A 23,777-nucleotide genomic window follows, 5' to 3' on the forward strand; every position below is an offset into this window, starting at 1 on the left:
CCTTCCGATCGGGATCGTCCCGGTCGTGACTCAGCCGCTCAGAAGAGCAGCGACGACAGGCGGTTGCGCGCGGTGATCACCCGCGGGTCTGCCGCGCCGATCAGCCCGAACAGCTCGACCAGACGCTCCCGCACGGGCGTGCGCTCGTCGGAGGGAAGCTGCGCGAAAAGATCGAGCAGACGACCGAACGCGTCCTCGACGTGGCCTCCGGCGAGATCGAGATCCGCGACCGCGAACTGCGCCTGGACGTCCAAGGGCGCATCGGCGGCGGCGGCACGCGCCGCCTGGAGATCGAGGCCCTGCACACGATCGAGCAGGCGGACCTGTCCCAGACCTGCCAGCGCATCCTCGTCGCGCGGGTTCTCCGCGAGCGCCTGCTCGTAGGCGCGGATGGCGGCTGCGTAGTCCCCCGTCTCGATCGCCGCGAACGCCTCGGCGTGCAGCGGAGGCAGCGGCGGCTCCTCGGCCGGTTCCGCGTCTCCGGCGTCTTCTCCGACGGAGAGCGAACCCGTCACGCCGTTCTGGGCGGCGACCTGGAGCAGCTGGGCGAAGACGTCGCGCACCTGCTGCTCGGGGACGGCACCGGTGAACATCGGGACCGGCTGACCGGCGATGAGCGCGACCACCATCGGGATCGACTGCGCCCGGAAGCTCTGCGCGAGCTGCGGGTTGGCATCGACGTCGACCTTGGCGAGCAGCACGCGGCCGCCGAGCTCCCTGGTCACCTTCTCGATGATGGGACTCAGCTGCTTGCAGGGTCCGCACCACTCGGCCCAGAGGTCCACGACGACGGGCACCGTGCGGGAGAGCTCGAGGATCTGGCCGAAAGTCTCGTCGGTGGCATCCACGACGACGTCGACGACAGCGGGCGCCGGAGCGCCGGCCGGCGCAGGAGCCGGTCGGTTGCGGAGGCTGGACAGGTCGACGGCGCCGCGCAGGGCGGCGGGCGAGATCTCACTCATTCGATCACCTTCACGGACAGCAGGTCCTGGCGGACGGCCAGAAGCTTGATCTGCTCCGTCGATCCCTGCGCCGGGACCGAGAAGAACAGCTGGAACTCGTACGTCGTCTCGACGCCCTTCGCGGACTCCGACACACCGGTCAGCGCCTTGGCCTGGGCGTTCTCGCCGAAGCGGATCACGGCATCCGTCGTGGTCGGCGTGACGCTCTCAGTGTCGGTCAAGGACACGGCCACGATCGCGCCGCTGTCGAGCGTCGTCATCGACACGGGCACCGAGGTGGTCGGCGCCATGTCGAACGCCGCCTGCGACGTCGCGGACGCCCCGTTGTCGGCGAGCGTCTGCACGACCGCCTGACGGCTGTCGACGATGGACTTCGCCAGGTTCAGCGACAGGTCGTCGAAGAGGCCGTAGGAGGCGCTCTTGTCACCGGAGTCGACGACGTCGGCGAAGGCGGCGGACAGCTCGCCGGGCGCGACGCGCAGGAACGCGGAGTCCTGCGGGACGAGAGAGGTGCCCAGCCACGCGGCCGCCACGTCCGGGAAGACGGCGTCGGCCGACATCTCCGCCATATCGGTGACCTTGTAGTTCGACCACGGGTCGGCCTGGGTCATCGTGAGGATGACGGGCGGGACGGTGTCGTCGCTCGCTCCCTTGGAGAGCATGAGAACCGTGCGGGGCCAGCGGTCGGTCGCTTCGGGGAGCACGACCTCGACCTCGTCGGTCGGGATGACGGACGGGAGCGGCGAGTCGGTGATCTGCGTGCGCAGCGCGTACTCCGTGGTCCGCGCCGCGAGGGCCGGTCCGTCCAGACGGGTCGACGCCAGATCGATGTCGAGAGCGGTGTCGGCCTCTTCGAGTGTGCCGGAGATCGTCTGCAGGATCCGTGTGGCCTGCGCCTCGGTGACGGCGGGCGGCTTCTGATTCTCCGGCGCGATCACGGTCGGGCTCGGCGACGGCGACGGCGCGCCCTCGCCGAACTGCGGCCACGAATCCGAAGAGCAGCCGGCGACGAGTAGAGCCGTCACGCCGAGAGCCGGGAGCGCCAGCATGCGGCGCCGACGGGCAGGGCGTGCGGCGCGCATCTGGTTCCTCGCACCCGGATCCTTGCCCTCGTCCACGATCTCCGCGTCTTCGATCTTCTTCTCCTCGGACGCGTCCGCCGGCGCAGCGGGCTCGGTCGACTCGATCGCCTCCCGCTCGGCCGGAGGCAGCGCGGCGACATCGATCGGCTGTGTGACCGGAAGCGGGCCGGGGCCCTTGCGACGGGGACCGCGCCCGCGACGCTGGTGCCGGATCCCGAGAACGTAGAGGATGAGCCCGACCAGGAGCACGGCACCGCCGGCGGCCATGAGCGGTCCGGCCCACGGCGTGGAGGTGTCGAGCGGCCAGGAGACCGCGATGTCGTCGGGTGCATCCTTCGTGCCGTCGTAGGCGATCAGGACGCTGGTGCCCTCCGGGAGCTGCATGTTGTCCGCGATGAGCGCGTTCTCGTCGCCGAAGGAGTCCAGCCAGAGGTCGGATCCCGCCGGGTTGCGGCCCGAGGACTCCTCGGTCGTCGCGTCGGAGCCATCCGTCCCCGCCTCGGGAGCGGTGGTCTCTTCGGGCACGGGCGTCTCCTCGGGCGCAGGGGTGGCATCCGAGTCATCCGATGCGGCCGCTGCCTCGACGTGCTCGACGTCGAGCGTGCCGTCCTTCGCCACCGTGACGTGGTTGTAGTCCGAGTCGGCCAGCCACGCCTCCATGTCGGGCGTGCGTCCGTAGCTCGCGAAGATCTCTCCCTCGCCCCGGACGAGCAGCGTCTGGGCACCGGGGTTGGTTCGGAGCACATCGCCGTCGAGGAGCACGAACGGCGCCGGTTCCGCGATCTCCACCTGGGTCTGCTGCGACGGCGGTCCCAGGAAGATGGTTCGCTGGGCGATCCCTGCCCCGATCAGCACCGCGGCCAGCACGAAGGCCACGACGGCCCATACGAAACGCACGAATAGTCTCCTCACGCATCCCGGATATCCACCCGAGACGCAACACTCGACATTTCAGACTAGCGAAACCTCCTGTGTGTTGCCCACGAGCAGCTCCGCTCCATGTCCGACCGGCACGTCGCACGGTCCGCCGAGACGCGGCTCGATAATCTGAGGCCACACGTTCCGAGGAGCCGAGATGAAGATCCACAATCCCTTCCGCACCGCCCTGGTGGCGACGCTCGGCGTGGGGCTCGGCATCCTGCTGATCGGCAGCGTCGAGACGCTGTCGACCGTGCTCCTGTATCTCGGCACCGCCCTGTTCCTCAGCCTCGGCCTCGATCCTCTCGTGTCGTATCTCGAGCGCCGTCGACTCCCCCGCTGGCTTGCCGTGCTGGTCACGATCCTCGCGGTGCTCGCGATCTTCGTCGGCATCGTGCTCATCGTCCTTCCTGTGCTCGTGAACCAGATCTCCCAGCTGATCGCCCAGATCTCGGCGATCGTCCAGCGGGGAACCGCGATCGACGATCTGAAGGACTGGATGAAGGGCGCCTTCCCGAACCTTCGCGTCGACGACGTCTTCAGCTACGTCGAGGAGTGGCTCAACACGAACCTCACGGAGATCGGCGGCTCGATCGGTCAGGGAGTCCTCGTGGCGAGCGGCGCCGTGCTCAGCGGCCTCTTCGGCGCGTTCATCGTGCTCATCCTCACGATCTACCTCACGGCCTCCACGCCCTCCCTCAAGCGAGCCGTCTACCAGCTGGCCCCGGCGTCGAAGCGCGATCGATTCATCGACCTGGCCGACCAGATCACCGACTCGGTCGGCTACTACGTCATGGGGCAGGTCACCCAGGGCGTGATCAACGGCGTGCTCAGCGCGGTGTATCTGTCGATCATCAAGGCGCCGTTCCCCGCCGTGCTCGCCGTGGTCGCCTTCTTCTTCTCGCTGATCCCGCTCGTGGGCACGCTGACGGGCTCGACGATCATCGTGCTGGCGTGCCTGATCCCGGGACTGGGCTCGCCCGCCACGGCGATAGCCGCGGGCATCTACTACCTGATCTACATGCAGATCGAGGCGTACATCATCTCGCCGCGCATCATGAGCCGAGCCGTGTCCGTGCCCGGCGCCGTGGTCGTGGTCGCGGCTCTCGCCGGCGGCAGCCTGCTGGGCCTGCTCGGCGCACTCATCGCGATCCCCGTCGCGGCGAGCATCCTGATCATCTACCGGCAGGTGCTCATCCCGCGCATGAACGAGCTCTGACGTCCGCTCAGGCCGGCGGCCAGTGGGTCGCCAGAGGCAGCGCGGACGCGTTCACCGCGGCCACGATCTCCGTGAGGACGCGTCGCGTCTGCGTCTCGCCGACCCAGAGGTGCTTGCCCCCGTCCACGGCGATGAGCTGCGCCTGCGGGATCGATGCGAAACGCTGTCGGGCCTCTTCCGGGCGGAGGTAGTCGTCCAGCTCGGGCACCAGGACGACGACGGGCAGATCCGTGCTCGCCCAGGCCGCCACTTCCTCTTCGGTCGCGCGGTGCAGCGGAGGCGAGAGCAGGATGATGCCCTCGATCTCGTGCTCACGGCCGTACTTCAGCGCCAGCTCGGTCCCGAACGACCACCCCAGCAGCCAGGGGCGGGGAAGGCCGCGCTCGTGGACGAAGTCCATGGCGGCAGCCACATCGAACTGCTCGGCGGCGCCGCCGTCGAACCCGCCCTCGCTCGTGCCGCGGGGGGAAGTCGTGCCGCGGGTGTTGAACCGCAGCACGGCCAGATCCGCGAGAGCCGGGAGGCGGGCTGCGGCCTTGCGAAGGATGTGGGAGTCCATGAACCCACCGGCGGTGGGAAGCGGGTGCAGCGTCACGAGAGTGGCGACAGGCGCGGTGTGCTCCGGCCGGGAGAGCTCCCCCACGAGCGTCAGCCCGTCGGCCGTCTGCAGCTCGATCTCGTCACGTCGGGCGGGGAGCTCCAGCGGCCCCCGGATCTCGATGCTCAAGCGACCCTCCAGCAATGCGTGTGCCAATGACGTCGTGCCGCGAGGTCCGCGGCATCTCCCAGAACTCCGTCAGCGCGCCACGCCACCAGGTGCGGCGTGCCGGGCTCGATGTCCTGCGCGCACCCGGGGCAGCGATAGGCCTTCTGAGCCTGGGGGGCGGAGACGGGCTGCACCGTCCACTCGCTGCCGCGTCGGACTTCCGTGCGCTTCCAGCCGGCGAGCAGGCGCTCGAGGGATTCCTCGGCGTCAGGGCGCGCCGGACGGCGGCGGTGGGAGCGTGGCACGATGCCGGCTCACCACCAGTGGTTGTTCGTCCAGAAGGCGTGCGCGCCGGCCCAGCTGCCGTAGCGACCCGTCGCGTAGCCGTTGGCCCAGCGCAGATTGTCCACGGGGTCGTAGCCGTTGCCCGGCACCTTGCTGCACGGCAGCGCCTGAACGAGACCGCAGGCCCCCGACGACGAGTTCGTCGCGTTGGGGTTCCAGCCGCTCTCCTTGGACACGATGTAGTCGACGTAGCCCCAGTCGCTCTCGGCGATGCCTGCGGCGGCCATCCACTCGGCCGGTGCTCCCCCGCCGGTGTAGTACAGGGGTCCGCTGCCCGACGACTCGTCGCTCGAACCGGATGCCGCGGCGGGCACCGGGACGGGGACCGGCTTGGGCTTGACGTACACCTCGAAGGTGCCGCGCACGGCCGGCGTGATGGGCGTTCCCTCGACCGTGACGGTGAGGTTCTGCGTGTCGGCGAGGGCGACGGAGTATGCCGAGTCCGGGGTCTCCTCCTGCACCGGCTCAGCCAGTGCCACTCCCGTGGGAGCGACCAGCGCGCCGGCGAATGCGACGACGGCGAGAGCACTGAAGACGCCGACGACCCCGCGGCGGCGTGACCACCGACGAGTGCCCTTGCGCGCGGAATTGACCGTCGCTGCGGGCACCAGCGACGAGTCGTTTCGTTCGAGTGTCATGTCGTTTCGGGAGTTCACGATGAGTGACAGTCTACGCAGACCTTGCTGAGACGGCCATCAGAAACGTCAACGAACGGCGAGGATGACGTCGATCGCCGCGTCGAGGAGGGCATCGACCTGCTCTTCGCGGTATCCCCCGCGCTGCATACGGAACGCGGCCGACCTGAGCTGCTCAGCGGTCAGACCCTCGCCGTCGCGGAGGTAGCGCACGATCCGCGTGGTCACGTGATCGACCTCGTCGATCCGGTAGCCGAAGGTGAGCAGACCGGTGCGCGCGAAGCGGTGACGACGGGGGCGAGCGAGATGATCCAGGATGAGCTGGGCGTCTTCTCGTGCCTGCTCCACCCACGCCCCCGCTCCGCGCGAGCGCACGACCTGCTCGCGCTCGCGCGCGGCGAACGCGTCCTCGACGCGGCCCAGCGCGGCGTCCACATCGGCGACGACGTACCCGCCCTTCACGAGCGGGAAGGACGCGGTGCGCACGTCGACTGCGCCCATCTCGTCACGACCCGTCTCGAAGGCGCGTCGAGCCGATGCGAGGAAGGTGTCGACCGCCACGCGGTGATAGCCGCGCGTGCGACCCGTCGTCAGAGCGAACGCCGGCGGCGCCTGCGGCGCCGTCTGCTCGTCGATCCGGTCTTCAGTCATCAGAGAACCACCCAGGGAGAGAGAAGGAAGTACAGGCCCAGCGCGGGGATGGTCGACGGCAGGATGCTGTCCAGCCGGTCGAGCAGGCCGCCGTGCCCCGGGAGCCACGAGCTCATGTCCTTGATGCCGAGGTCCCGCTTGAGCATGGATTCGCCGAGGTCGCCGAGCGTCGCCGTGAGCAGGATCGATGCTCCGAAGATCAGCCCGGCCCACCACGGGAGGTCGAGGAGGAAGATCGCCAGCAGGACACCGGCGGCGAGAGAGGCGAGCACGGCGCCTCCGAAACCCTCCCACGTCTTCTTCGGGCTGATCTTGGGCGCCATCGGGTGACGACCGAACGCCAACCCCGCCGCGTACGCGCCCGTGTCGGCGGCGACCGCGATCGCGATGAAGCTCAGGACCCACCACTGGCCGCCCTCCTGCTCGAGCAGGATGAGAGCGACACCCGCGAGGAACGGCACGTAGATCTGCACGAAGCCGCTGATGACGGCATCCGCCAGCACTTCGCCGTAGGTGCGGCCGTCCTTCACGACCATCTGGCCGACGAGGCGCCACACGATCACGAACGCCACCGCGACGAAGACCATCACCCAGCAGAGCCAGGGCTCGGCGAAGTACGCGGAGAGCACGAGGAACGTCGCCGCGATCAGCTGCGGCACGACGTCGACGCGGCGACCGGAGGCGCGCAGCGCGCGCGACAGCTCGTACACGCCGAGGAGAGCCGCGGCCAGAGCGAAAGGCACGAAGAGAGCCTTGATGAACAGCAGCGAGCCCAGCAGTGCGGCACCGAACGCGAGTCCGATCAGGGTCGCCAGGATCAGGTCCCGACCGGTGCGCTCCTTGATTCGCTCGTTCGCCTGGTCGATCTGATCCCGCGCGTGGGAGACGTGGCTGTTCAGCTCGTCTCTCCGCACGCGCCACTGCTCCCTGATCGCGTTGTGATCCGCGGTGTCCAGGGGGCCTGCGCCGGCGAGAGCCGCCTCGACGGGCGGCAGCGGCGGACGCGGCGGGACGGTCGCGGCGTCGAACGACGGGAAGGCCGCGTCGACGAGCGGAACGCCGTCGTCGGGGGTCACCGCATCGCCTGTCTCACCGTGCGTCGGCGATCGCCCCTCCTCGCCGCGTCTCGTGTCGTCGGACATCCGGACTACACCTCGAGGAGTTCGGCCTCTTTGCGCTTGAGAGCGTCGTCGATGAGGTCGACGTGCTGACGAGTCAGAGCATCGAGCTCCTTCTCGCCCCGCGCGAGTTCGTCCTCGCCGATCTCGCTCTTCAGCGCGTCGAGCTCGTCCTTCGCCTTGCGACGGATGCCGCGGACGTGCACCTTCGCGTCCTCGCCCTTGGACTTGACGAGCTTGACGTACTCCTTGCGGCGCTCCGCAGTCAGCTCCGGCATCGTGACGCGGACCAGGTTGCCGTCGTTCGTCGGGTTCGCGCCCAGATTCGGCATGTCGCGAACAGCCTGCTCGATCGCCTTGAGGGCCGACTTGTCATAGGGGGTGATGATGAGGGTGCGCGCCTCCTGGTTGGCCAGCGATGCGAGCTGGGCCAGCGGGGTCGGCGTTCCGTAGTAGTCCACGAGCAGCTTCTGGAACAGCTGCGGGTTCGCACGGCCGGTGCGCACCGTGGAGAAGTCCTCCTTGGCAGCCTCGACCGCCCGCGACATACGGGAGGTGGTTTCAGCGAGGACATCCGCGATCACGGTGACTCCTATCGTCGGGGTGTTCTGGAAATTCTATCGGGCGAAGGCCACTCCACCCGCTCTTGCACTCAGGCGGTGACGAGTGTCCCGATGGGCTCGCCCAGCAGCGCCCGTGTGACGTTGCCTGCGGGCTCCATCCCGAAGACGCGCATGTCCATGCTGTTGTCCATGCAGAGGCTGAACGCGGTCGAGTCGACGACCTTGAGGCCGCGCTGCAGGGCGTCGCGGTAGGTGACCCGCTCGATGCGCTCGGCGTCGGCGTGCTTGTTGGGGTCGGCCGTGTAGATGGCGTCGACGCCGTTCTTGGCGACGAGCACCTCCTGCGCGCCGATCTCCAGCGCGCGCTGGGCGGCGACGGTGTCCGTCGAGAAGTACGGGAGGCCGGCACCCGCTCCGAAGATCACGACGCGCCCCTTCTCGAGGTGGCGCTCCGCACGACGCGGGATGTACGGCTCCGCGACCTGCGTCATCGAGATGGCGGACTGCACGCGCGTCGCGGCCCCTGCCTGCTCGAGGAAGTCCTGCAGGGCGAGCGCGTTCATGACGGTGCCCAGCATGCCCATGTAGTCGGCACGGCCGCGGTCCATGCCGCGCTGGCTGAGCTCGGCGCCGCGGAAGAAGTTCCCTCCACCGACGACGATCGCGACCTCGACGCGATCGACGGCAGCGGCGATGTCGCGCGCGATCTGCGAGACCACATCGGGGCTGACGCCCAGCTGACCGGCCCCGAAAGCCTCACCGGAGAGCTTGAGAAGGACGCGGCGGCGTCCAGTGCGTTCAGTCATGTGTGGGGTGTCCTCTCGTCCCGATTCAAGATAGTGCCTCGTGGGCACGAAGAAGGGGTTCGGATCGCGATGATCCGAACCCCTTCGACAGTGTTACGCGCCGACCTTGAAGCGCGCGAAGTCGGTCACCGTGATACCGGCGTCCTTCGCGACCTGGGCGACGGAGAGCTTGTTGTCCTTCGCGTAGTCCTGCTCGAGCAGGGCGACCTGCTTGATGAACGCGGACACACGGCCCTCGACGATCTTGGGCAGCGCCGCTTCCGGCTTGCCCTCGTTGCGGGAGATCTCGGTGACGATCTCGCGCTCCTTCTCGACCGCGTCAGCCGGGACGTCCTCGCGAGCGAGGTACGACGGGTTGGCGAACGAGATGTGCTGGGCGATGCTGCGCGCGGTCTCGGCGTCGTCACCCGAGTAGGCGACGACGACGCCGATCTGCGGCGGCAGGTCCTTGCTGGTGCGGTGCAGGTAGACCTCGACCTTGTCGCCCGAGATCGTGCGCACGCGACGCAGTTCGACCTTCTCGCCGATGATCGCCGCCTCTTCCGAGATCAGCTGCTCGACGGTCTGCGATCCCGCAGCGGCAGCGAGGCCGGCCTCGACCGAGTCGGCCTTGACCGCTGCGACAGCGTCCGCGACCTTGTCGGCGAGCGTGATGAAGCGGTCGTTCTTGGCGACGAAGTCGGTCTCGCAGGCGAGCTCGATGAGCGTCACGGCGCCGTCCTGCTCGCGAGCGACGATCAGTCCCTCGCTGGTGGAACGGTCGGCGCGCTTCGCGTTGCCCTTCGCACCCTTCAGACGCAGGATCTCGGTGGCCTTCTCGACGTCTCCGTCAGCCTCCTCGAGCGCCTTCTTGGTGTCGACCATTCCCGTGCCGAGCTGCTCGCGCAGCGCCTTGAGGTCGGCGATGGTGAAGTTGGCCATGTGTGGTGGCTCCTTGCTTCGTTATGTATGTGTGTGAACGAGGGGATTACTTGGCGTCTGCGGCCTCGGCTGCGGCGACCTCAGCGGTCTCCTCACCGGAAGCGGCGGCGATCGCCTCGTCGTGCGCCTCGGCACCGGCCTCGTCGGCCGCGGTCTCGTCAGCAGCGGGCGTCTCGACGACAGCAGCCTCATCGGCGGTCGGCTCGACCTCAGCCGCGTCAGCGGACTCCTCGACGACGGGAGCGTCGGCGGGGGTCTCGAGAAGCTCCTTCTCCCACTCGGCCAGCGGCTCAGCGTCGCCCGACTCCGGGTTGTGCTTCTGCTGCAGGCCCTCGGCCGCGGCGTCGGCGATGATACGCGTCAGCAGCGAGACGGAGCGGATCGCGTCGTCGTTGCCGGGGATCGGGTACTGGAAGTCGTCCGGGTCGGCGTTGGTGTCGAGGATGCCGATCACCGGGATGCCGAGCTTCTTGGCCTCGTCGATGGCGAGGTGCTCGCGCTTGGCGTCGACGACCCAGATCGCCGACGGCGTCTTCGTGAGGTTGCGGATACCGCCGAGCGACTTGTGCAGCTTGTCGAGCTCGCGCTTCTTGAGAAGGAGCTCCTTCTTCGTGAAGCCGCTGTTCGCGGGGACCTCGTAGTCGAGCTCCTCCAGCTCCTTCATGCGAGCGAGACGCTTGGAGATCGTCTGGAAGTTGGTGAGGAGTCCACCGAGCCAGCGCTGGTTCACGAAGGGCTGGCCGACGCGCGTGGCCTGCTCGGCGAGGATCTCCTGCGCCTGCTTCTTGGTGCCGACGAAGAGGATCGTGCCGCCGTGGGCGACGGTCTCCTTGACGAAGTCGTAGGCCTTGTCGATGTAGCCGAGCGACTGCTGGAGGTCGATGATGTGGATGCCGCTGCGCTCGGTGAGGATGAAGCGCTTCACCTTCGGGTTCCACCGACGGGTCTGGTGTCCGAAGTGCACGCCGCTGTCGAGCAGCTGGCGGATGGTGACCACAGCCATGGTCGTCTCCTGGTTCTGGCGCGATTCTGCGCCGTTGAGGTTGTCTGCCGATCTTCTGATCGGACTTCCTGGTGCCCGGCGCACTCCCGCCCGCTCGTGGAGCGGGACCTGTGGGAATGGATGCCGCGACCTCTGTCTCTGCAGACGCCGGTCGCTCTGGGCACGCGTAGTCACCCCGATATCGAGGTGCTCCTCCAGCATACAGGATGCGGCGGTCCGACTCGCGCTGCACCCCGCGGGGCTCGCACCTGCTTCTCCCCCATGACCGCGGCGTCCGGCGCAGGACAGGAGCGGACCCCGCCGCCGTCGACCAGGATGCCGGGAATGCGCACCTCATCACGACTCGTGTCCGGGATCGCCCTGATCCTCCTCTCGCTGCTGTTCTCCCCTGCGCAGGTCGCAGCCGTCCCGCCTCCCGGAGCCGACGAAGTCCGGTGGCTCTGGCCGCTCGACGGCGTTCGCCAGGTGGTCGAGCCGTATCGCGCCCCCGCGCACGCCTACGGAGCGGGTCACCGCGGTGTCGATCTGGCAGCGCCCGCGGGAACGGTCGTCCTCGCTCCCGCCGCCGGGGTGATCGCGTTCCAGGGGACCGTCGTCGACCGCCCGCTGCTCACGATCGAGCATCACGGGGGCCTCGTCTCGACATTCGAGCCTCTTCACTCGACGCTCCGGCCGGGCGATGCCGTCTCGGCCGGCGATGCGATCGGGGTGGTCGCCGTCGGCGGACACGCGACGCCCGGGACGCTCCATCTGGGCGTGCGGCTCGACGGGGCCTACATCAACCCGATGATCCTGTTCGGCGGTGTGCCGCGCGCGGTGCTGCTGCCGTGCTGCGACCCGGTCTGAGAACGTGCGGGCGCGCCGCAGCGAAGGTCATGCGCGCGGATGCGCCAGCCGGTAGGTCGCGGTCAGACGCTCGGCCGACACGTGGGTGTAGATCTGGGTGGTGCCGAGGCTGGCGTGGCCGAGGATCTCCTGCACCGCGCGCAGATCGGCGCCGCCGTCGAGGAGGTGGGTCGCCGCCGTATGCCGCAGAGCATGCGGGCCGACCGTCTCCGCTCCGACGATCGGCGCGAGCACGCGCGCGACGAGCGTGTAGACCGTGCGTGGTCCGATGCGCGCACCGCGGCTGCCCAGCATCACGGCCGGCGTGGCCGCCACGGCGCGGACGATCAGCGCCGGTCTCCCCCGGGTCAGATAGGCGCGCACGGCATCGCGTGCCGGTGCACCGAAGGGGACGACGCGCTCCTTGGAGCCCTTGCCGAGGACCCGAGCGGTGCCACGGTCCAGATCGAGGTCGTCGATGTCCAAGCCGCAGAGCTCCGAGACGCGGATGCCTGATCCGTACAGCAGCTCGAGGATCGCGTGGTCCCGCAGCGCGAGAGGGTCCCCGGAGTCCGCGGCGGTGCGGTGCGCGTCGAGAAGCTCCGACATCGAATCGCGCGAGGCCACCGTCGGCAGCGTGCGTCCCCTCTTCGGGGCGATCAGCCGCAGACTCGGGTCGTGCGCGACGAATCCCTGCTCCTGGGCCCAACTGAAGAACGACCGGGCGGCGGCGGCTCGTCGCGCCAGGGTCGACCTCGCGTCCCCGCGTTGCGTCGCCCGCCAGAGCCAGTCCCGCAGCACTTCGAGGTCGACATCTTCCAGAGCGATCGGGCCCGCTGATGCTCCGAGATCCCGCAGGTCCGAGCGATACGCCTTGACCGTCGCCGGCGACAGCCGACGCACCCGCTCGAGGTGATCGGCGAACGCCTCGGCAGCGACCGCGAGTTCCATGGACCCAGTCTGCCCGCGTTCTCGCGGCGGTGGCCGAAGCCCCGCCGTGACGGCGACGACGCGCGTCTCATGCGGGGGCTGTCGCCGTCAGGCGTCGCCAGCCCCTGTCATCGCGACGGACCTCCTCCTCGAGCTCGAGCAGGCCGAGCAGCGCGCGGACGCGGTCGGGCGGCAGCCCCGACCGGCGTACGAGCTCGTCGACGGATACGCGTGCCCTCGTGCTCATCGCGTCGAGCAGACGGATCCGATCCGGATCGACGGCCGGCTCGTGCGACGATGTTCCGACGCCCATCCCCCAGAGCTCCCGCACCTCCTCAGCCGATGTCACGCACTGCGCGTCGTACTCCCGCAGCAGTCGATGACAGCCCGCGGATGCCGCCGAGGTCACCGGGCCCGGCACGGCACCGAGCGGACGCCCGAGCGCGGCGGCGTGCCCCGCCGTGTTCAGCGAACCACTGCGCCACCCTGCTTCGATCACCACCGTCGCGTGCCCGAGCGCTGCGATCAGGCGATTGCGCGCGAGGAACCGCCACTTGGTGGGCGCCGCGCCGCAGGGCGGCTCGCTGACCACAGCACCTCGAGCGGCGATCTGCCCGATCAGATACTGGTGACCTGCCGGGTAGGCACGATCGACGCCGCCGGCCAGGAACGCGACCGTCGCGCCGCTCACGCCGAGTGCCGCCCGATGCGCCGCCCCGTCGATGCCGTAGGCGCCTCCCGACACGATGACCGTGCCGGTGGCGGCGAGATCTCCCGCGAGCTCCGCCGCCACGTGTTCGCCATACCCGCTGGAGGCCCGCGCCCCGACGAGAGATGCCCGAGGCTCGGCGACCAGAAGCTCCGCCCTGCCCCGCACCCAGAGCGCCGTCGGCGCATTGGCTCCGAGGTCGTCGAGCGACGCCGGCCAGCACGCATCACCGGGGAGCAGCAGCGTCGCGTCGATGTCGTGCGCACCCCGCAGCGCATCACGCACGGCGCGCGGATCGGCGCGCGGCATCCACCGCTTGCGCGCCTCGCTCAGAGCGCGCTGTCCGGTGCCGGCGACGTCCAGGAGCGCGAACGCGCCCTGCCGCGAGCCTCCGACGGCGACGGCCAGCGCATCGACCGCTCCGAGCTCGCCGATCAGCGTCCCCGCCACGGCATCGCCGGGCTCCGCGACGACGCTCCAGGCGACCCGCGCCAGAGCCTCGGCGACCTCATCCTCCCGTCGCAGCCGACGTGCGGCATCGACGATCTCGGCATCGCCGAGCAGCCTCTCGATCATGGAGTCAGTCCTCTCTTCAGGTGCAGCGCCCGGCCGATCTCGTCGAGGCCCGGACTCTCGAGATCCGCGAGGTCGGCCATCGTCCAGGCCAGCCGGAGCACGCGGTCGTATCCGCGCAGCGTGAGAGAGCCGCGTTCGAGTGCACGGTCCAGCGCGGCGCGGGTCGCCGGCGGAAGCCGCAGCGCGCCCTGACGCAGCCAGGTCCCCGGAACGTCGGCGTTGCGTCGCCACGGTGTGCTCCGCCATCGATCGGCCGCGCGTGCGCGCGCCGTCTCCACGCGCTCCCGGGCTCGCGCCGTCGTCACCTCGGAGCGGCCGCCGGCCGTCGCCCGGGATGCCGCGACCCGGGTCACCGACAGGTCGATGTCGACGCGATCCCGCAGCGGCCCGGACAGGCGCATCGCGTACCGCCTGATGCCGGCGGGAGGGCATACGCACTCCGCCCCTCGCACGCCGTAGTTTCCGCACGGACACGGATTCATGGCCAGGAGCAGCTGGAACCCGGCAGGGAATCTCGCCGTGAAGCCCGCCCTGTGAACGTCGATCACGCCGGATTCGAGCGGTTGCCGCAGCGCGTCGAGCGCGGCGCGCGAGAATTCGGCGGCCTCATCGAGGAAGAGCACCCCGCGATGCGCCCTGGCTATCGCGCCGGGCCGGGCCACGCGCGATCCGCCGCCCACCAGGGCGGCGACGGACGCGCTGTGGTGCGGTGCTTCGAGCGGAGGGAGCGGGTCGAGGGCCGTCACCGTCTCGCCGCTGAGCGATCGGATGGAGGCGACTTCGAGAGCCTCCTGCTCCCCCAGGGCGGGGAGGATCCCGGGGAGGCGCCGGGCGAGCATCGTCTTCCCTGCACCCGGCGGCCCGCTCAACAGGAGATGATGACCGCCGGCCGCGGCCACGACGAGAGCCTCGACCGCCTCCTCCTGTCCGACCACGTCGGCAAGGTCGAGAGCCGCTTCGCGCACCGACGACGCGCGGTCGACGGCGACGGCATCGACGTCCGGCACCTCGACGTCAGCACCGTGCCAGACCGCGACCTCGGCGAGGGAGGCGGCGGCCCGCACCTCGACGCCCGGCACCAGCCGGGCCTCGGCCTCGTTCCCCCTCGGCACGATGATGCGCCGGAAGCCCGCTCCGGCGGCAGCGAACACCGCGGGCAGGACTCCGGGGACCGGCCGGATGCGCCCGTCGAGCCCCAGCTCGCCGATGTGGACGGTGTCCGCGATCGAACGGCGTCCGATCGCGCCGCCCGCGGCCAGGGTCGAGACCGCGATCCCGAGGTCGAATCCCGCGCCGTGCTTCGGCAGGCTCGCCGGTGAGAGGTTGACCGTGAGACGGCGGCGCGGGAGGTCGAGGCCCGCGTTCTTGCACGCGTTGTGCACGCGTTGGACCGCTTCGCCGAGCGACTTGTCGGGGAGCCCGATGATCTTGAAGTCCGGGGTCTGGTTCGAGAGATCGGCCTCGATCTCGACCATGTGCCCGTCGACGCCGGTGAGGGCGACGGCCCAGGTGCGCGCGGTGCTCACGAGATGTCCCCGAGATGCTCGAGCACACCGACGGCCGGGTCGCCACCGATGATGCCGATCGCCTCGATGCGCAGGTCGAGTCCGCGGGCGAGCTCCGGGTGCGCGGCCCTCCAGGCGAACGCCAGCCCCCAGAGGCGCCGTCTCTTCCGCTCGTCGATGGCCTCGAACGGGTGGCCGAAGGCCGCTGAGCGTCGTGTCTTCACCTCGATGACGACCAGGTGCGCGCCCCGCGCGGCGACGATGTCGATCTCGCCCTGCGCACACCGCCAGTTGCGATCCAGCACGGTGTAGCCGTGCCGCGTCAGGTGCTGCGCTGCGCGCTCTTCACCGGCTCTTCCGAGTTCGTCCTTCGCTGCCATTCCGACAGCATCGCGCCCGGTCGCGACACGAGGCGGCGAGGATCAGGGGAGCTCCTGACGACTCGGGAGAAGCTCCTCGATCCGAGATCTGTGGAGAGAGGGTGTCACTCGCCGTCGAGCGAGAGCTCCTGCGGCAGCTCGAACTCGCGACGCTGGAGTTCCTCGACGTTGACGTCCTTGAAGGTGAGCACCCGCACGGCCTTGACGAAGCGGTCGGCGCGATAGATGTCCCACACCCACACGTCGCTCATCGAGATCTCGAAGTAGAAGTCGTGCTCGGTGTCGCGTCGCACGACGTTGACCTCGTTCGCCAGGTAGAACCGGCGCTCGGTCTCGACGACGTACTGGAACTGGGACACGACGTCCCGGTACTCACGGAACAGAGCCAGCTCGAGCTCGCGGTCGTAGTCGTCGAAGGCTTCCTCATCCATGATGTGTCCATCCTAGAGTCGCTCGCCGCCCTGCGCGGCATCCGCCGTGTCCGAGGTCGCCGCCGCCGGTCAGAACAGCGTGGGGGCGTCTGTGATGGCCCAGGAGGCCCGGTGGAACGGCGAGAGCCCGATCTCCCGGATCGCCTCCCGGTGCTCGAGGCTCGCGTAGCCCTTGTTGCGGTCCCACTGGTACGCGCTGTGGCTGCCGTGCAGCTCGGTCATCAGACCGTCGCGGGCCACCTTCGCGATGACGGATGCCGCCGACACCGAGGCGCAGTCGCGGTCGGCCTTGATGACGGGACGCACACGCAGCGGCACCGGGTGCACCTTAGACACGTAGTCGTGGTTTCCGTCGAGCAGGACGAGGGCGTTCTCGAGAACAGCACCCTGGTCGACGACGGACTGCACGGCGCGGGATGCCGCGAGCCCCAGGGCGCGCATGATCCCGACCTCATCGATCTCCGCCGCGCTCGCCCAGCCGACGGCGGAGGCCTGCACCCACGCTGCCGCGCGCGCCGCGACCTCGGGTCGGCGCTTCTCCGTGACGAGCTTCGAGTCGCGGAGCCCTTCGGGCACACGTCGGCGGGCGCCGGCGGCGTCCATGACCGCCGCGCCGACGGCGACGGGGCCCGCCAGCGCACCCCGACCCACCTCGTCGAGCGAGATGATCAGCTCACACTCGCCCAGGAGCCTGCGCTCCAGGGTCAGTCTCGGCGTGGCGACGGTCATTCCGGATCGGGGACGCCGTTGAAGATCTGGTGGTGACCGTCGATGGTCCCCAGCCGATCGAGGGGCCAGGTGGTGAGGAAGGCCTTGCCGACGACGTTCGCCAAGGGGACGAATCCGCCGCTGGGCAGTTCCTGGTGCGCTCGCGAGTCGCGCGAGCGATCGCGGTTGTCCCCCAGCAGCCACACGGAGTCCTCCGGGACGACGACGTCGAACGGCTCGTTGGAGGCCGCGGTGTCGCCCTCCGGCAGGTTCAGGTAGCTGAGCTCGTCGATCGGCGCCCCGTTGATCGTGATCTGGCCGAGCGCGTTGCAGCACACGACCCGGTCACCCGCGACGCCGATGACGCGCTTGACGAGATGGTCCTGCGAATCGGTCGCAGAGATGCCGACGAAGTTCAGCACCCAGTCGACGGCCTCGACGAGAGGCGGCTGCGCCGGCGTCTGCGGCTGGCCGTCGAGCCAGCCGCCCGGATCCTTGAAGACCACGACGTCGCCGCGCTCGTACCCGGTCCAGCGCGGCGTGAGCTCGTCGACGAGGATCCGGTCGTTGATGAGCAGCGTGCGCTCCATGGATGCAGAGGGGATGTAGAACGACCGCACGACGAAGGACTTGACCACGAACGAGACGAGTGCGGCGATCAGGATGATGACGAGCACGTCGCGGAGGAAGACGAGGAACCCCCGACGGCGTCTGGACGAGGACGCGGTCGCGGTCGGAGAGTCGGTCATGAGGTTCCTTCGCAGTGTTCACCGCCGAGATCGCGGGCGTATCAAGGTTCGCACACCCGGGGCACAACAAAGCACCCCGGGACATCGTGTCCCGGGGTGCTGTGGAGTTGCTGCGACTCAGCGGTCGCGCTTCTCCTTGATCTTCGCCTTCTTGCCACGGAGCTGGCGGAGGTAGTAGAGCTTCGCGCGACGCACGTCACCGCGGGTGACGACCTCGATGTGGTCGATCACCGGGGAGTGCACCGGGAAGGTGCGCTCGACGCCCACCTGGAAGCTGATCTTGCGGACCGTGAAGGTCTCGCGCACGCCGTCGCCCTGGCGGCCGATGACGACGCCCTGGAAGACCTGGATACGAGAACGGTTGCCCTCGGTGATGTTCACGTGGACCTTCACGTTGTCACCGGGGTGGAAGACGGGGATGTCGGAACGGAGTGAAGCCGCGTCGACGGCGTCGAGGATCTGCATGATCGTCTCTCTCTGCACTCGCCACAGGTCGGATGCATGATTTCAGAAGGAACAAGAAAGGGATGTGCCGTACGGCGCTGACGCGTCCGCGGGCTCCCCTGAGGCAGAGCCGGACACGGCACAAAGAACCATTCTGCCACGGATGCAGTCCGCCGCCAAAACGACGCGTCAGTCGCGGCTGTCGGTCTCCCTGACCACGATGACCTCGTGCGCCCGCGTCGGCGGGGCCTGCTCGTCGGACGCGGGGATCGTCGACCAGGAGATCGTCTCGCGCAGCCGCGCACCGCTCCCCTTGGCCTCGTTCCACAGCTGCCACAGCTGCAGCCAGACGAGGCCGATCCCGACGACGATCGCGGCGGCCAGCAACCATCCGAACGCACCGTCGATGAAGAATCCCACGGCGATCGTCAGCCCGTGCCAGAGCGCGAATCCGGCGACGTCCCACCAGGAGACGGCGCGCTCGATCCGCACCGAGGGCCGGGAGCGCGTGAGCAGCGTGAGCACGAGCTGACCCACGAACACCGACGGCATCGCGATCAGCAGCACCCAGAGGATGGACCAGCCGCCCTGGAAGACGCCCCATCCGATCAGCAGCCACAGGGGCAGCAGGAACGCGGCCGGCACGAGCCAGCGGAAGAACGCCTGACGCAACCACATGCTCAGATCGTACGACGCCGATCAGACGCCCGCCCCGGTGTTCGCTGTGAGCGCGCGAGGACCCGGGGCCGTCGCATCAGGGAGAATGGGAGGGACGAGAGGACACCCGATGATCGAACTGCGCACCCCCGCCGAGATCGACGAGATGCGCGCGGCCGGACGCTTCGTGGCCGAGACCCTGGCGACGCTGCGCGACGAGACGAAGGTGGGCACGAACCTGCTCTCCATCGACCGTCGGGCCCACGAGATGATCCGCAAGGCCGGTGCGGAGTCCTGCTACATCGACTACCACCCCTCCTTCGGCGCGAGCCCCTTCGGCAAGGTCATCTGCACCTCGGTGAACGACGCGGTCCTGCACGGGCTCCCCCACGACTACACGCTGCGCGACGGCGATCTCGTGACCCTCGACTTCGCCGTGTCCGTCGACGGCTGGGTCGCGGACTCGGCGGTCTCGTTCATCGTCGGCACACCTCGCGAAGAGGACCTGCGGCTCATCGACACGACAGAGCGCGCACTCGATGCCGCGATCGCGACGTCCGTCGTGGGCAACCGCATCGGCGACATCTCGGCCGCGGTCGCCGAGGTCGCGCATGGCGACGGCTACTCGATCAACACCGACTTCGGCGGCCACGGGGTCGGCCGCACCATGCACGGCGACCCGCACGTCCCGAACGACGGCCGCGCGGGCCGTGGCTTCCCGCTCCGCTCCGGCCTCGTCCTGGCCCTCGAGCCCTGGTTCCTCGCGACGACCGATGAGCTGGTGACGGATCCCGACGGCTGGACGCTGCGGAGCGTCGACGGCTCGCGGGGCGCGCACTCCGAGCACACCATCGCGATCACCGAGAACGGTCCGATCATCCTCACCGACCGCTCGTTCCTCGGCGTCGACTGACGGAGCGGGACGCCGGCGCGGAGCGTGTGCCATCCTGAGTCCATGATTCCGCAGGACCGTCACGTGCCGGAGCGTCTCTTCCTGGCGCGGCACGGCCAGACGACATGGAATCTCGAGCACCGCCTGCAGGGTCAGCTCGACTCCCCGCTCACGGCCGACGGCATCGCCCAGGCGACGGCGATGGCCGAGCACCTCGTCGGCTCGGCAGTGGTGACGGTGTGCAGCAGCCCTCTCGGTCGAGCGCTGCGGACAGCCGTGATCATCGCCGAGCGCATCGGCGCCGATCTCATCGAGGTCCCTGAGCTGGCGGAGCTGCATCACGGCGAGCTAGCGGGGATGACATGGGAGGAGATCGACCAGGAGTTCCCCGGAGCGCGAGAGGAACGCGCTGCCAACCGCTGGGGCTGGGCCTTCCCCGGTGGCGAGAGCTATGCCCAGGCGCGCGCCAGGGCGCGGAAGGCGCTGAGCAGCTGCGGGTGGGCCTCGAACGGCATCCCGCTGCTGGTGAGCCACGAGATGATCGGGCGGATGCTGCGCGCCGAACTCCGCGGTCTCGACGCCACAGCCGCCCTGGGGTTGCGACATCCGCAAGGCGTCATCTTCGAGATCGAGCGCGGTTCCGAGCGGATGCTCTGACCGACGCGGCCCGACGGCTCAGGACTCGGAGCCGTCCTCGTCGGGCAGCAGATCCGGCCGGCGGTGACGCGTGCGCTCGATCTGCTGGTCGCGGCGCCAGGAGGCGATGACGGCGTGGTTGCCGCTGAGGAGCACATCCGGCACCACGCGGTCGCGCCAGCTCGAGGGCTTCGTGTACGACGGGTACTCGAGGAGACCGTCCTCGTGACTCTCCTCCACGAGACTCTCGGGGTTTCCGACGACCCCGGGGATCAGGCGTCCGATGGCCTCGATCATCGCCATCGTGGCGACCTCTCCCCCGTTGAGCACGTAGTCGCCGAGACTGATCAGCCGCACCTCGCCGAGGTCGGCGGCGTACTCGAAGACGCGCTCGTCGATGCCCTCGTACCGGCCGCATCCGAAGATCAGGTGCTGCCGCGAGGACAGCTCACGGGCGGTCGACTGGGTGAAGACCTCGCCCGCAGGAGAGGGGAAGATGATCGTCGGGCGCTCGGCATCGGCCGAGGCGGACGGTGCCGCCAGTTCGTCGAGCGCGAGACCCCAGGGCTCCGGTTTCATCACCATGCCGGCACCACCGCCGTAGGGAGTGTCGTCGACCGTGCGATGGCGGTCGGAGGTCCAGTCGCGCAGGTCCCGGACGTGGAGGTCGAGGATGCCGGCGTCCCTGGCCTTGCCGAGAAGCGAGAGCGTCAGCCCGTCGAAGTACGACGGGAAGATCGAGAGGACGTCGATGCGCACGGGGGAACCGTATCAGCGCTCACTCGGACGCGTCGGCGTCCGCGGCGTCTTCCGACTCGGCATCCGGCAGTTCCTCGAAGAGCCCGGGAGGCGGCGTGACGATGACGCGGCCGCCCGCGACGTCGACGGTCGGCACGAGCGCCGCGACGAACGGAACCATGACCTCCCTCTCACCGGACTTGACGATGAGGAGATCCTGAGCCGGGAAGTGCTCGACGCGCGAGACACGCCCGACCACGACGTCGTCGCGGACGACGTCGAGACCGACGAGCTGGTGATCGAACCAGGCGTCGTCCTCGACCTCGTCGTCGTCCTGATCGATCCAGAGGATCGCCTTGACCAGGCTCTCGGCACCGTCACGGTCGTCGACGTCCTCGAAGAAGACGACGGGATTGCCGTTCATCACGCGGTACTCGCGGACGGTGATGTCCTTGCCATGCCACGGAGATGCCTCAGGCACCTGCAACGTGAACGCGGCTCCCGGAACGAAGCGTCGCTCCGGATTGTCTGTGTACAGCTCGAGCTTGAGGGCGCCCTTGAGGCCGTGGGCCTTGACGAGACGCCCGACCCGCAGCTGGTTCTTGCCCTGGTTCCGGTCCTTCGGCACCACGTCAGTCGTCCGCGACGTCGACGCGGACGCGACGCCCGTCGGCCAGAGCGCTGACGAGGGTGCGAAGGGCCTTGGCCGTGCGGCCGCCGCGCCCGATCACGCGTCCACGGTCATCGGGGTGCACGCGCACCTCGAGGAGGTCGCCTCGCGGCGATGTGGATTCGTTGATGCGGACATCCTCCGGGTGATCGACGATCCCCTTGACGATGTGTTCGAGCGCGGCGGCGAGCACGACGGATTACTCTGCGTCGGCGGCGGGAGCCTCGGCGGCCTCCGCGTCGGCGGCGGGAGCGGCGGGAGCCTCCTCAGCGGGAGCCTCTGCCTTCTTCTCGACCTTGGGCTTCACGACCGACTTCTTGGAGCCGTCGATCTCGAAGGCAGCCTTGGGCTCCTTGACCTTGACGGTCGACTTCGCGTCCTTGTCGCCCTTGAACTTGCCCCAGTCGCCCGTGAGCTTGAGGATGGCGGCGACCTGCTCGGTCGGCTGCGCGCCGACGGAGAGCCAGTACTGCGCCCGGTCGGAGTCGACCTCGATGAAGGAGGGCTCCTCGGTCGGGTGGTACTTGCCGATCTCCTCGATCACGCGACCATCGCGCTTGGTCTTCGAGTCGGCGACGACGATGCGGTAGTACGGCGCGCGGATCTTGCCCAGGCGCTTGAGACGAATCTTTACAGCCACGATTCTCCTGAATTGTGTGGAAGGAAGGAACTGATCGCCTGGAGAGTGGGGTGCACACCCGGCGGAAGCTCAGGGGGTGGACGTCTGCTGGATAGAGGGTCGAGCAGGTCGTCCGACCTTCTATTCTGCCAGATGCCCGCCCCCGGCGCGAAACGCGGGGAAACGGCGCTGATCGTGTCGCGGTGGCTGCGTGTCAGACTGTGCTCGTGAAGCTCGAATTCGCCTCTTCTGCCCGATCCACCGTCGGCATCGAATGGGAGATCATGCTCGCGGACCCCGTGAGCGGTGACCTGGTCGGGCGCGCTCCCGAACTGCTCGCCGCACTGGAGGAGGAGAGCGCCGACGAGCGGCACACCGTGACCGGCGAACTCCTCACGAACACGATCGAGGTCACCAGCGGAATCGGCGACTCGGTCGCGCACGCGGTGGACGACATCGCCAACGCGATCGCCGCGGTCCGCTCGGCGACCGACCCCGCGGGCATCGAGCTCCTGTCGGCCGGGAGCCACCCGTTCGCGCAGTGGTTCGACCAGGAGGTGACGGACAAGACGCGGTACCACACCCTCATCGAGCGCACCCAGTGGTGGGGGCGCAACATGATGATCTGGGGCATCCACGTGCACATCGGCGTCGAGGACCAGCGCAAGGTGTTCCCGATCATCAACGCGCTGGCCGGGTACCTCCCGCACCTGCAGGCCCTGGCCGCCTCGAGTCCGTTCTGGGCGGGCGAGCGCACCGGCTACGCATCGAACCGCGCCCTCGTGTTCCAGCAGCTGCCGACAGCGGGCCTCCCCTGGCCTCTGCAGGACTGGTCGCAGTACGAGTCGTACCTCGACGACATGGTGCGCACCGGTGTCATGGCCGATGCCACCGAGGTGCGCTGGGACATCCGCCCTGCACCGCGCTGGGGAACCATCGAGGTGCGCGCCTGCGACGGCATGTCGACCCTGCCCGAGCTGGCCTCTGTCGCCGCTCTCGTGCAGGTGCTGGTGGAGGACTTCTCCCGGCAGCTCGACGAGGGGCGCACGCTCCCCCAGATGCCGGCCTGGTTCCATCGCGAGAACAAGTGGCGCGCCGCCCGGTACGGCATGGACGCGCGCGTGATCGTCGACGCGGCGGGGACCCAGCGCCCGGTGCGCGAGCACCTCGCCGAGACGCTGGAGGAACTGGCTCCGGTCGCGGTGGAGCTCGGGTGCGTCCGCGAGTTCGGCAGCATCGCGACCACCCTGGAAGACGGTGCGAGCTACGAGCGCCAGCTCACGATCGCCAACGCGACGGGCGGCGACCTCGGCGCCGTGGTGCAGCATCTGATCCGCGAGTTCCGGTCCGGCCCCGAGTCGTCGATCGAGGAGCCGTAG

Annotated in this window: 29 protein-coding genes; 5 read left to right on the forward strand and 24 right to left on the reverse strand. The window is 69.2% G+C overall.

Translation table 11 applies throughout. The features are described 5' to 3' along the window. Window positions 1–38: 38 nt before the first annotated feature. Together MRBLWH11_RS15505 and MRBLWH11_RS15510 are read right to left on the reverse strand one after the other, a co-directional pair. Window positions 39–962, reverse strand: a complete 924-nt coding sequence (locus MRBLWH11_RS15505) for a tetratricopeptide repeat protein (protein ID WP_341945473.1) — start codon at window positions 960–962, stop codon at window positions 39–41. After that, window positions 959–2,941, reverse strand: a complete 1,983-nt coding sequence (locus tag MRBLWH11_RS15510) for a glycosyl transferase (protein ID WP_341945474.1) — start codon at window positions 2,939–2,941, stop codon at window positions 959–961. Before MRBLWH11_RS15510 ends, MRBLWH11_RS15505 begins: the two co-directional genes overlap by 4 nt. A 178-nt stretch (window positions 2,942–3,119) precedes the next feature. On the opposite strand from MRBLWH11_RS15510, the gene MRBLWH11_RS15515 reads away from it, so the two are divergent. Continuing rightward, the gene (locus tag MRBLWH11_RS15515) at window positions 3,120–4,181 is read left to right on the forward strand and encodes an AI-2E family transporter (RefSeq protein WP_116635053.1); all 1,062 of its coding nucleotides are present in this window, start codon (window positions 3,120–3,122) and stop codon (window positions 4,179–4,181) included. 7 nt (window positions 4,182–4,188) lie between these two features. On the opposite strand, the gene MRBLWH11_RS15520 is transcribed toward MRBLWH11_RS15515, so the two are convergent. The 9 genes from MRBLWH11_RS15520 to rpsB all read right to left on the reverse strand — a co-directional run bounded on the left by MRBLWH11_RS15520 (window position 4,189) and on the right by rpsB (window position 10,929). Then, window positions 4,189–4,902: an alpha/beta hydrolase gene (locus tag MRBLWH11_RS15520; RefSeq protein WP_341947844.1), complete on the reverse strand. Its 714-nt coding sequence runs from the start codon at window positions 4,900–4,902 to the stop codon at window positions 4,189–4,191. Between the two features lie 2 nt (window positions 4,903–4,904). Continuing rightward, a complete protein-coding gene (locus MRBLWH11_RS15525) occupies window positions 4,905–5,192 on the reverse strand; it encodes a hypothetical protein (protein WP_341945475.1) in 288 nt (95 codons plus the stop codon). A 9-nt stretch (window positions 5,193–5,201) separates the two neighbouring features. Continuing rightward, window positions 5,202–5,870, reverse strand: a complete 669-nt coding sequence (locus MRBLWH11_RS15530) for a transglycosylase SLT domain-containing protein (protein WP_243408877.1) — start codon at window positions 5,868–5,870, stop codon at window positions 5,202–5,204. A 66-nt stretch (window positions 5,871–5,936) separates the two neighbouring features. Beyond that, complete coding sequence (locus MRBLWH11_RS15535; RefSeq protein ID WP_116635055.1) at window positions 5,937–6,518, reverse strand: DivIVA domain-containing protein; 582 nt, start codon at window positions 6,516–6,518, stop codon at window positions 5,937–5,939. After that, complete coding sequence (locus tag MRBLWH11_RS15540) at window positions 6,518–7,660, reverse strand: phosphatidate cytidylyltransferase (RefSeq protein WP_116635056.1); 1,143 nt, start codon at window positions 7,658–7,660, stop codon at window positions 6,518–6,520. The genes MRBLWH11_RS15535 and MRBLWH11_RS15540 overlap by 1 nt, the downstream gene beginning before the upstream one ends. Window positions 7,661–7,665: 5 nt before the next feature. After that, on the reverse strand, window positions 7,666–8,220 hold the full coding sequence (gene frr / locus MRBLWH11_RS15545) for a ribosome recycling factor (protein WP_116635057.1): 555 nt from the start codon (window positions 8,218–8,220) through the stop codon (window positions 7,666–7,668). Window positions 8,221–8,288: 68 nt separating this feature from the next. Beyond that, window positions 8,289–9,005 carry a UMP kinase gene (gene pyrH, locus MRBLWH11_RS15550; protein WP_017202017.1) on the reverse strand — a complete coding sequence of 239 codons (717 nt, stop codon included), beginning with the start codon at window positions 9,003–9,005 and terminating at the stop codon, window positions 8,289–8,291. Between the two features lie 93 nt (window positions 9,006–9,098). Continuing rightward, on the reverse strand, window positions 9,099–9,926 hold the full coding sequence (gene tsf, locus MRBLWH11_RS15555) for a translation elongation factor Ts (RefSeq protein ID WP_116635058.1): 828 nt from the start codon (window positions 9,924–9,926) through the stop codon (window positions 9,099–9,101). A gap of 46 nt (window positions 9,927–9,972) precedes the next feature. After that, window positions 9,973–10,929: a 30S ribosomal protein S2 gene (rpsB, locus tag MRBLWH11_RS15560; protein ID WP_341945476.1), complete on the reverse strand. Its 957-nt coding sequence runs from the start codon at window positions 10,927–10,929 to the stop codon at window positions 9,973–9,975. A gap of 324 nt (window positions 10,930–11,253) precedes the next feature. On the opposite strand from rpsB, the gene MRBLWH11_RS15565 reads away from it, so the two are divergent. Continuing rightward, the gene (locus MRBLWH11_RS15565) at window positions 11,254–11,775 is read left to right on the forward strand and encodes a M23 family metallopeptidase (protein ID WP_341945477.1); all 522 of its coding nucleotides are present in this window, start codon (window positions 11,254–11,256) and stop codon (window positions 11,773–11,775) included. A gap of 27 nt (window positions 11,776–11,802) precedes the next feature. Here MRBLWH11_RS15565 and MRBLWH11_RS15570 read toward each other — a convergent pair whose 3' ends face one another. From MRBLWH11_RS15570 to MRBLWH11_RS15610, 9 genes are all read right to left on the reverse strand, one after another. Next, window positions 11,803–12,705, reverse strand: a complete 903-nt coding sequence (locus MRBLWH11_RS15570) for a tyrosine recombinase XerC (protein WP_341945478.1) — start codon at window positions 12,703–12,705, stop codon at window positions 11,803–11,805. A gap of 67 nt (window positions 12,706–12,772) precedes the next feature. After that, window positions 12,773–13,969: a DNA-processing protein DprA gene (dprA, locus tag MRBLWH11_RS15575; protein ID WP_341945479.1), complete on the reverse strand. Its 1,197-nt coding sequence runs from the start codon at window positions 13,967–13,969 to the stop codon at window positions 12,773–12,775. After that, on the reverse strand, window positions 13,966–15,495 hold the full coding sequence (locus tag MRBLWH11_RS15580) for a YifB family Mg chelatase-like AAA ATPase (protein WP_341945480.1): 1,530 nt from the start codon (window positions 15,493–15,495) through the stop codon (window positions 13,966–13,968). Before MRBLWH11_RS15580 ends, dprA begins: the two co-directional genes overlap by 4 nt. Further along, entirely contained in the window at window positions 15,492–15,854 is a 363-nt protein-coding gene (locus MRBLWH11_RS15585) for a YraN family protein (protein WP_341945481.1), read from the reverse strand. The genes MRBLWH11_RS15580 and MRBLWH11_RS15585 overlap by 4 nt, the downstream gene beginning before the upstream one ends. Window positions 15,855–15,958: 104 nt before the next feature. Then, the gene (locus MRBLWH11_RS15590) at window positions 15,959–16,285 is read right to left on the reverse strand and encodes a DUF2469 family protein (protein ID WP_017204525.1); all 327 of its coding nucleotides are present in this window, start codon (window positions 16,283–16,285) and stop codon (window positions 15,959–15,961) included. Window positions 16,286–16,354: 69 nt separating this feature from the next. Next, window positions 16,355–17,014 (reverse strand): ribonuclease HII, encoded by a 660-nt coding sequence (locus tag MRBLWH11_RS15595; RefSeq protein ID WP_341945482.1) that lies wholly within the window; start codon window positions 17,012–17,014, stop codon window positions 16,355–16,357. Beyond that, window positions 17,011–17,742, reverse strand: coding sequence for a signal peptidase I (gene lepB, locus MRBLWH11_RS15600; RefSeq protein ID WP_116635066.1), 732 nt, complete (start codon window positions 17,740–17,742; stop codon window positions 17,011–17,013). Before lepB ends, MRBLWH11_RS15595 begins: the two co-directional genes overlap by 4 nt. 117 nt (window positions 17,743–17,859) lie before the next feature. Continuing rightward, complete coding sequence (gene rplS, locus MRBLWH11_RS15605; protein WP_116635067.1) at window positions 17,860–18,207, reverse strand: 50S ribosomal protein L19; 348 nt, start codon at window positions 18,205–18,207, stop codon at window positions 17,860–17,862. 168 nt (window positions 18,208–18,375) lie between these two features. Beyond that, window positions 18,376–18,864 (reverse strand): MFS transporter permease, encoded by a 489-nt coding sequence (locus MRBLWH11_RS15610; protein ID WP_116635068.1) that lies wholly within the window; start codon window positions 18,862–18,864, stop codon window positions 18,376–18,378. A gap of 109 nt (window positions 18,865–18,973) precedes the next feature. On the opposite strand from MRBLWH11_RS15610, the gene map reads away from it, so the two are divergent. Then, on the forward strand, window positions 18,974–19,756 hold the full coding sequence (map, locus tag MRBLWH11_RS15615; RefSeq protein WP_341945483.1) for a type I methionyl aminopeptidase: 783 nt from the start codon (window positions 18,974–18,976) through the stop codon (window positions 19,754–19,756). 42 nt (window positions 19,757–19,798) lie between these two features. Beyond that, a complete protein-coding gene (locus MRBLWH11_RS15620) occupies window positions 19,799–20,392 on the forward strand; it encodes a histidine phosphatase family protein (RefSeq protein WP_341945484.1) in 594 nt (197 codons plus the stop codon). A gap of 18 nt (window positions 20,393–20,410) precedes the next feature. Here the strand turns inward: MRBLWH11_RS15620 and trmD are convergent, their stop codons facing one another. Genes trmD through rpsP form a run of 4 tightly spaced genes read right to left on the reverse strand, consistent with a single transcriptional unit; the run spans window position 20,411 to window position 22,419 of the window. After that, window positions 20,411–21,130: a tRNA (guanosine(37)-N1)-methyltransferase TrmD gene (trmD, locus tag MRBLWH11_RS15625; RefSeq protein WP_341945485.1), complete on the reverse strand. Its 720-nt coding sequence runs from the start codon at window positions 21,128–21,130 to the stop codon at window positions 20,411–20,413. Window positions 21,131–21,149: 19 nt separating this feature from the next. Next, on the reverse strand, window positions 21,150–21,740 hold the full coding sequence (gene rimM, locus MRBLWH11_RS15630) for a ribosome maturation factor RimM (RefSeq protein ID WP_116635071.1): 591 nt from the start codon (window positions 21,738–21,740) through the stop codon (window positions 21,150–21,152). Between the two features lies 1 nt (window position 21,741). Then, a complete protein-coding gene (locus MRBLWH11_RS15635) occupies window positions 21,742–21,972 on the reverse strand; it encodes an RNA-binding protein (RefSeq protein WP_017830729.1) in 231 nt (76 codons plus the stop codon). A gap of 6 nt (window positions 21,973–21,978) precedes the next feature. Continuing rightward, window positions 21,979–22,419: a 30S ribosomal protein S16 gene (gene rpsP / locus MRBLWH11_RS15640; protein ID WP_116635072.1), complete on the reverse strand. Its 441-nt coding sequence runs from the start codon at window positions 22,417–22,419 to the stop codon at window positions 21,979–21,981. Window positions 22,420–22,625: 206 nt separating this feature from the next. On the opposite strand from rpsP, the gene MRBLWH11_RS15645 reads away from it, so the two are divergent. After that, window positions 22,626–23,777 (forward strand): glutamate--cysteine ligase, encoded by a 1,152-nt coding sequence (locus tag MRBLWH11_RS15645; RefSeq protein WP_341945486.1) that lies wholly within the window; start codon window positions 22,626–22,628, stop codon window positions 23,775–23,777.

The sequence above is a fragment of the Microbacterium sp. LWH11-1.2 genome (genome assembly GCF_038397745.1).
Taxonomy (GTDB): Bacteria; Actinomycetota; Actinomycetes; order Actinomycetales; family Microbacteriaceae; genus Microbacterium.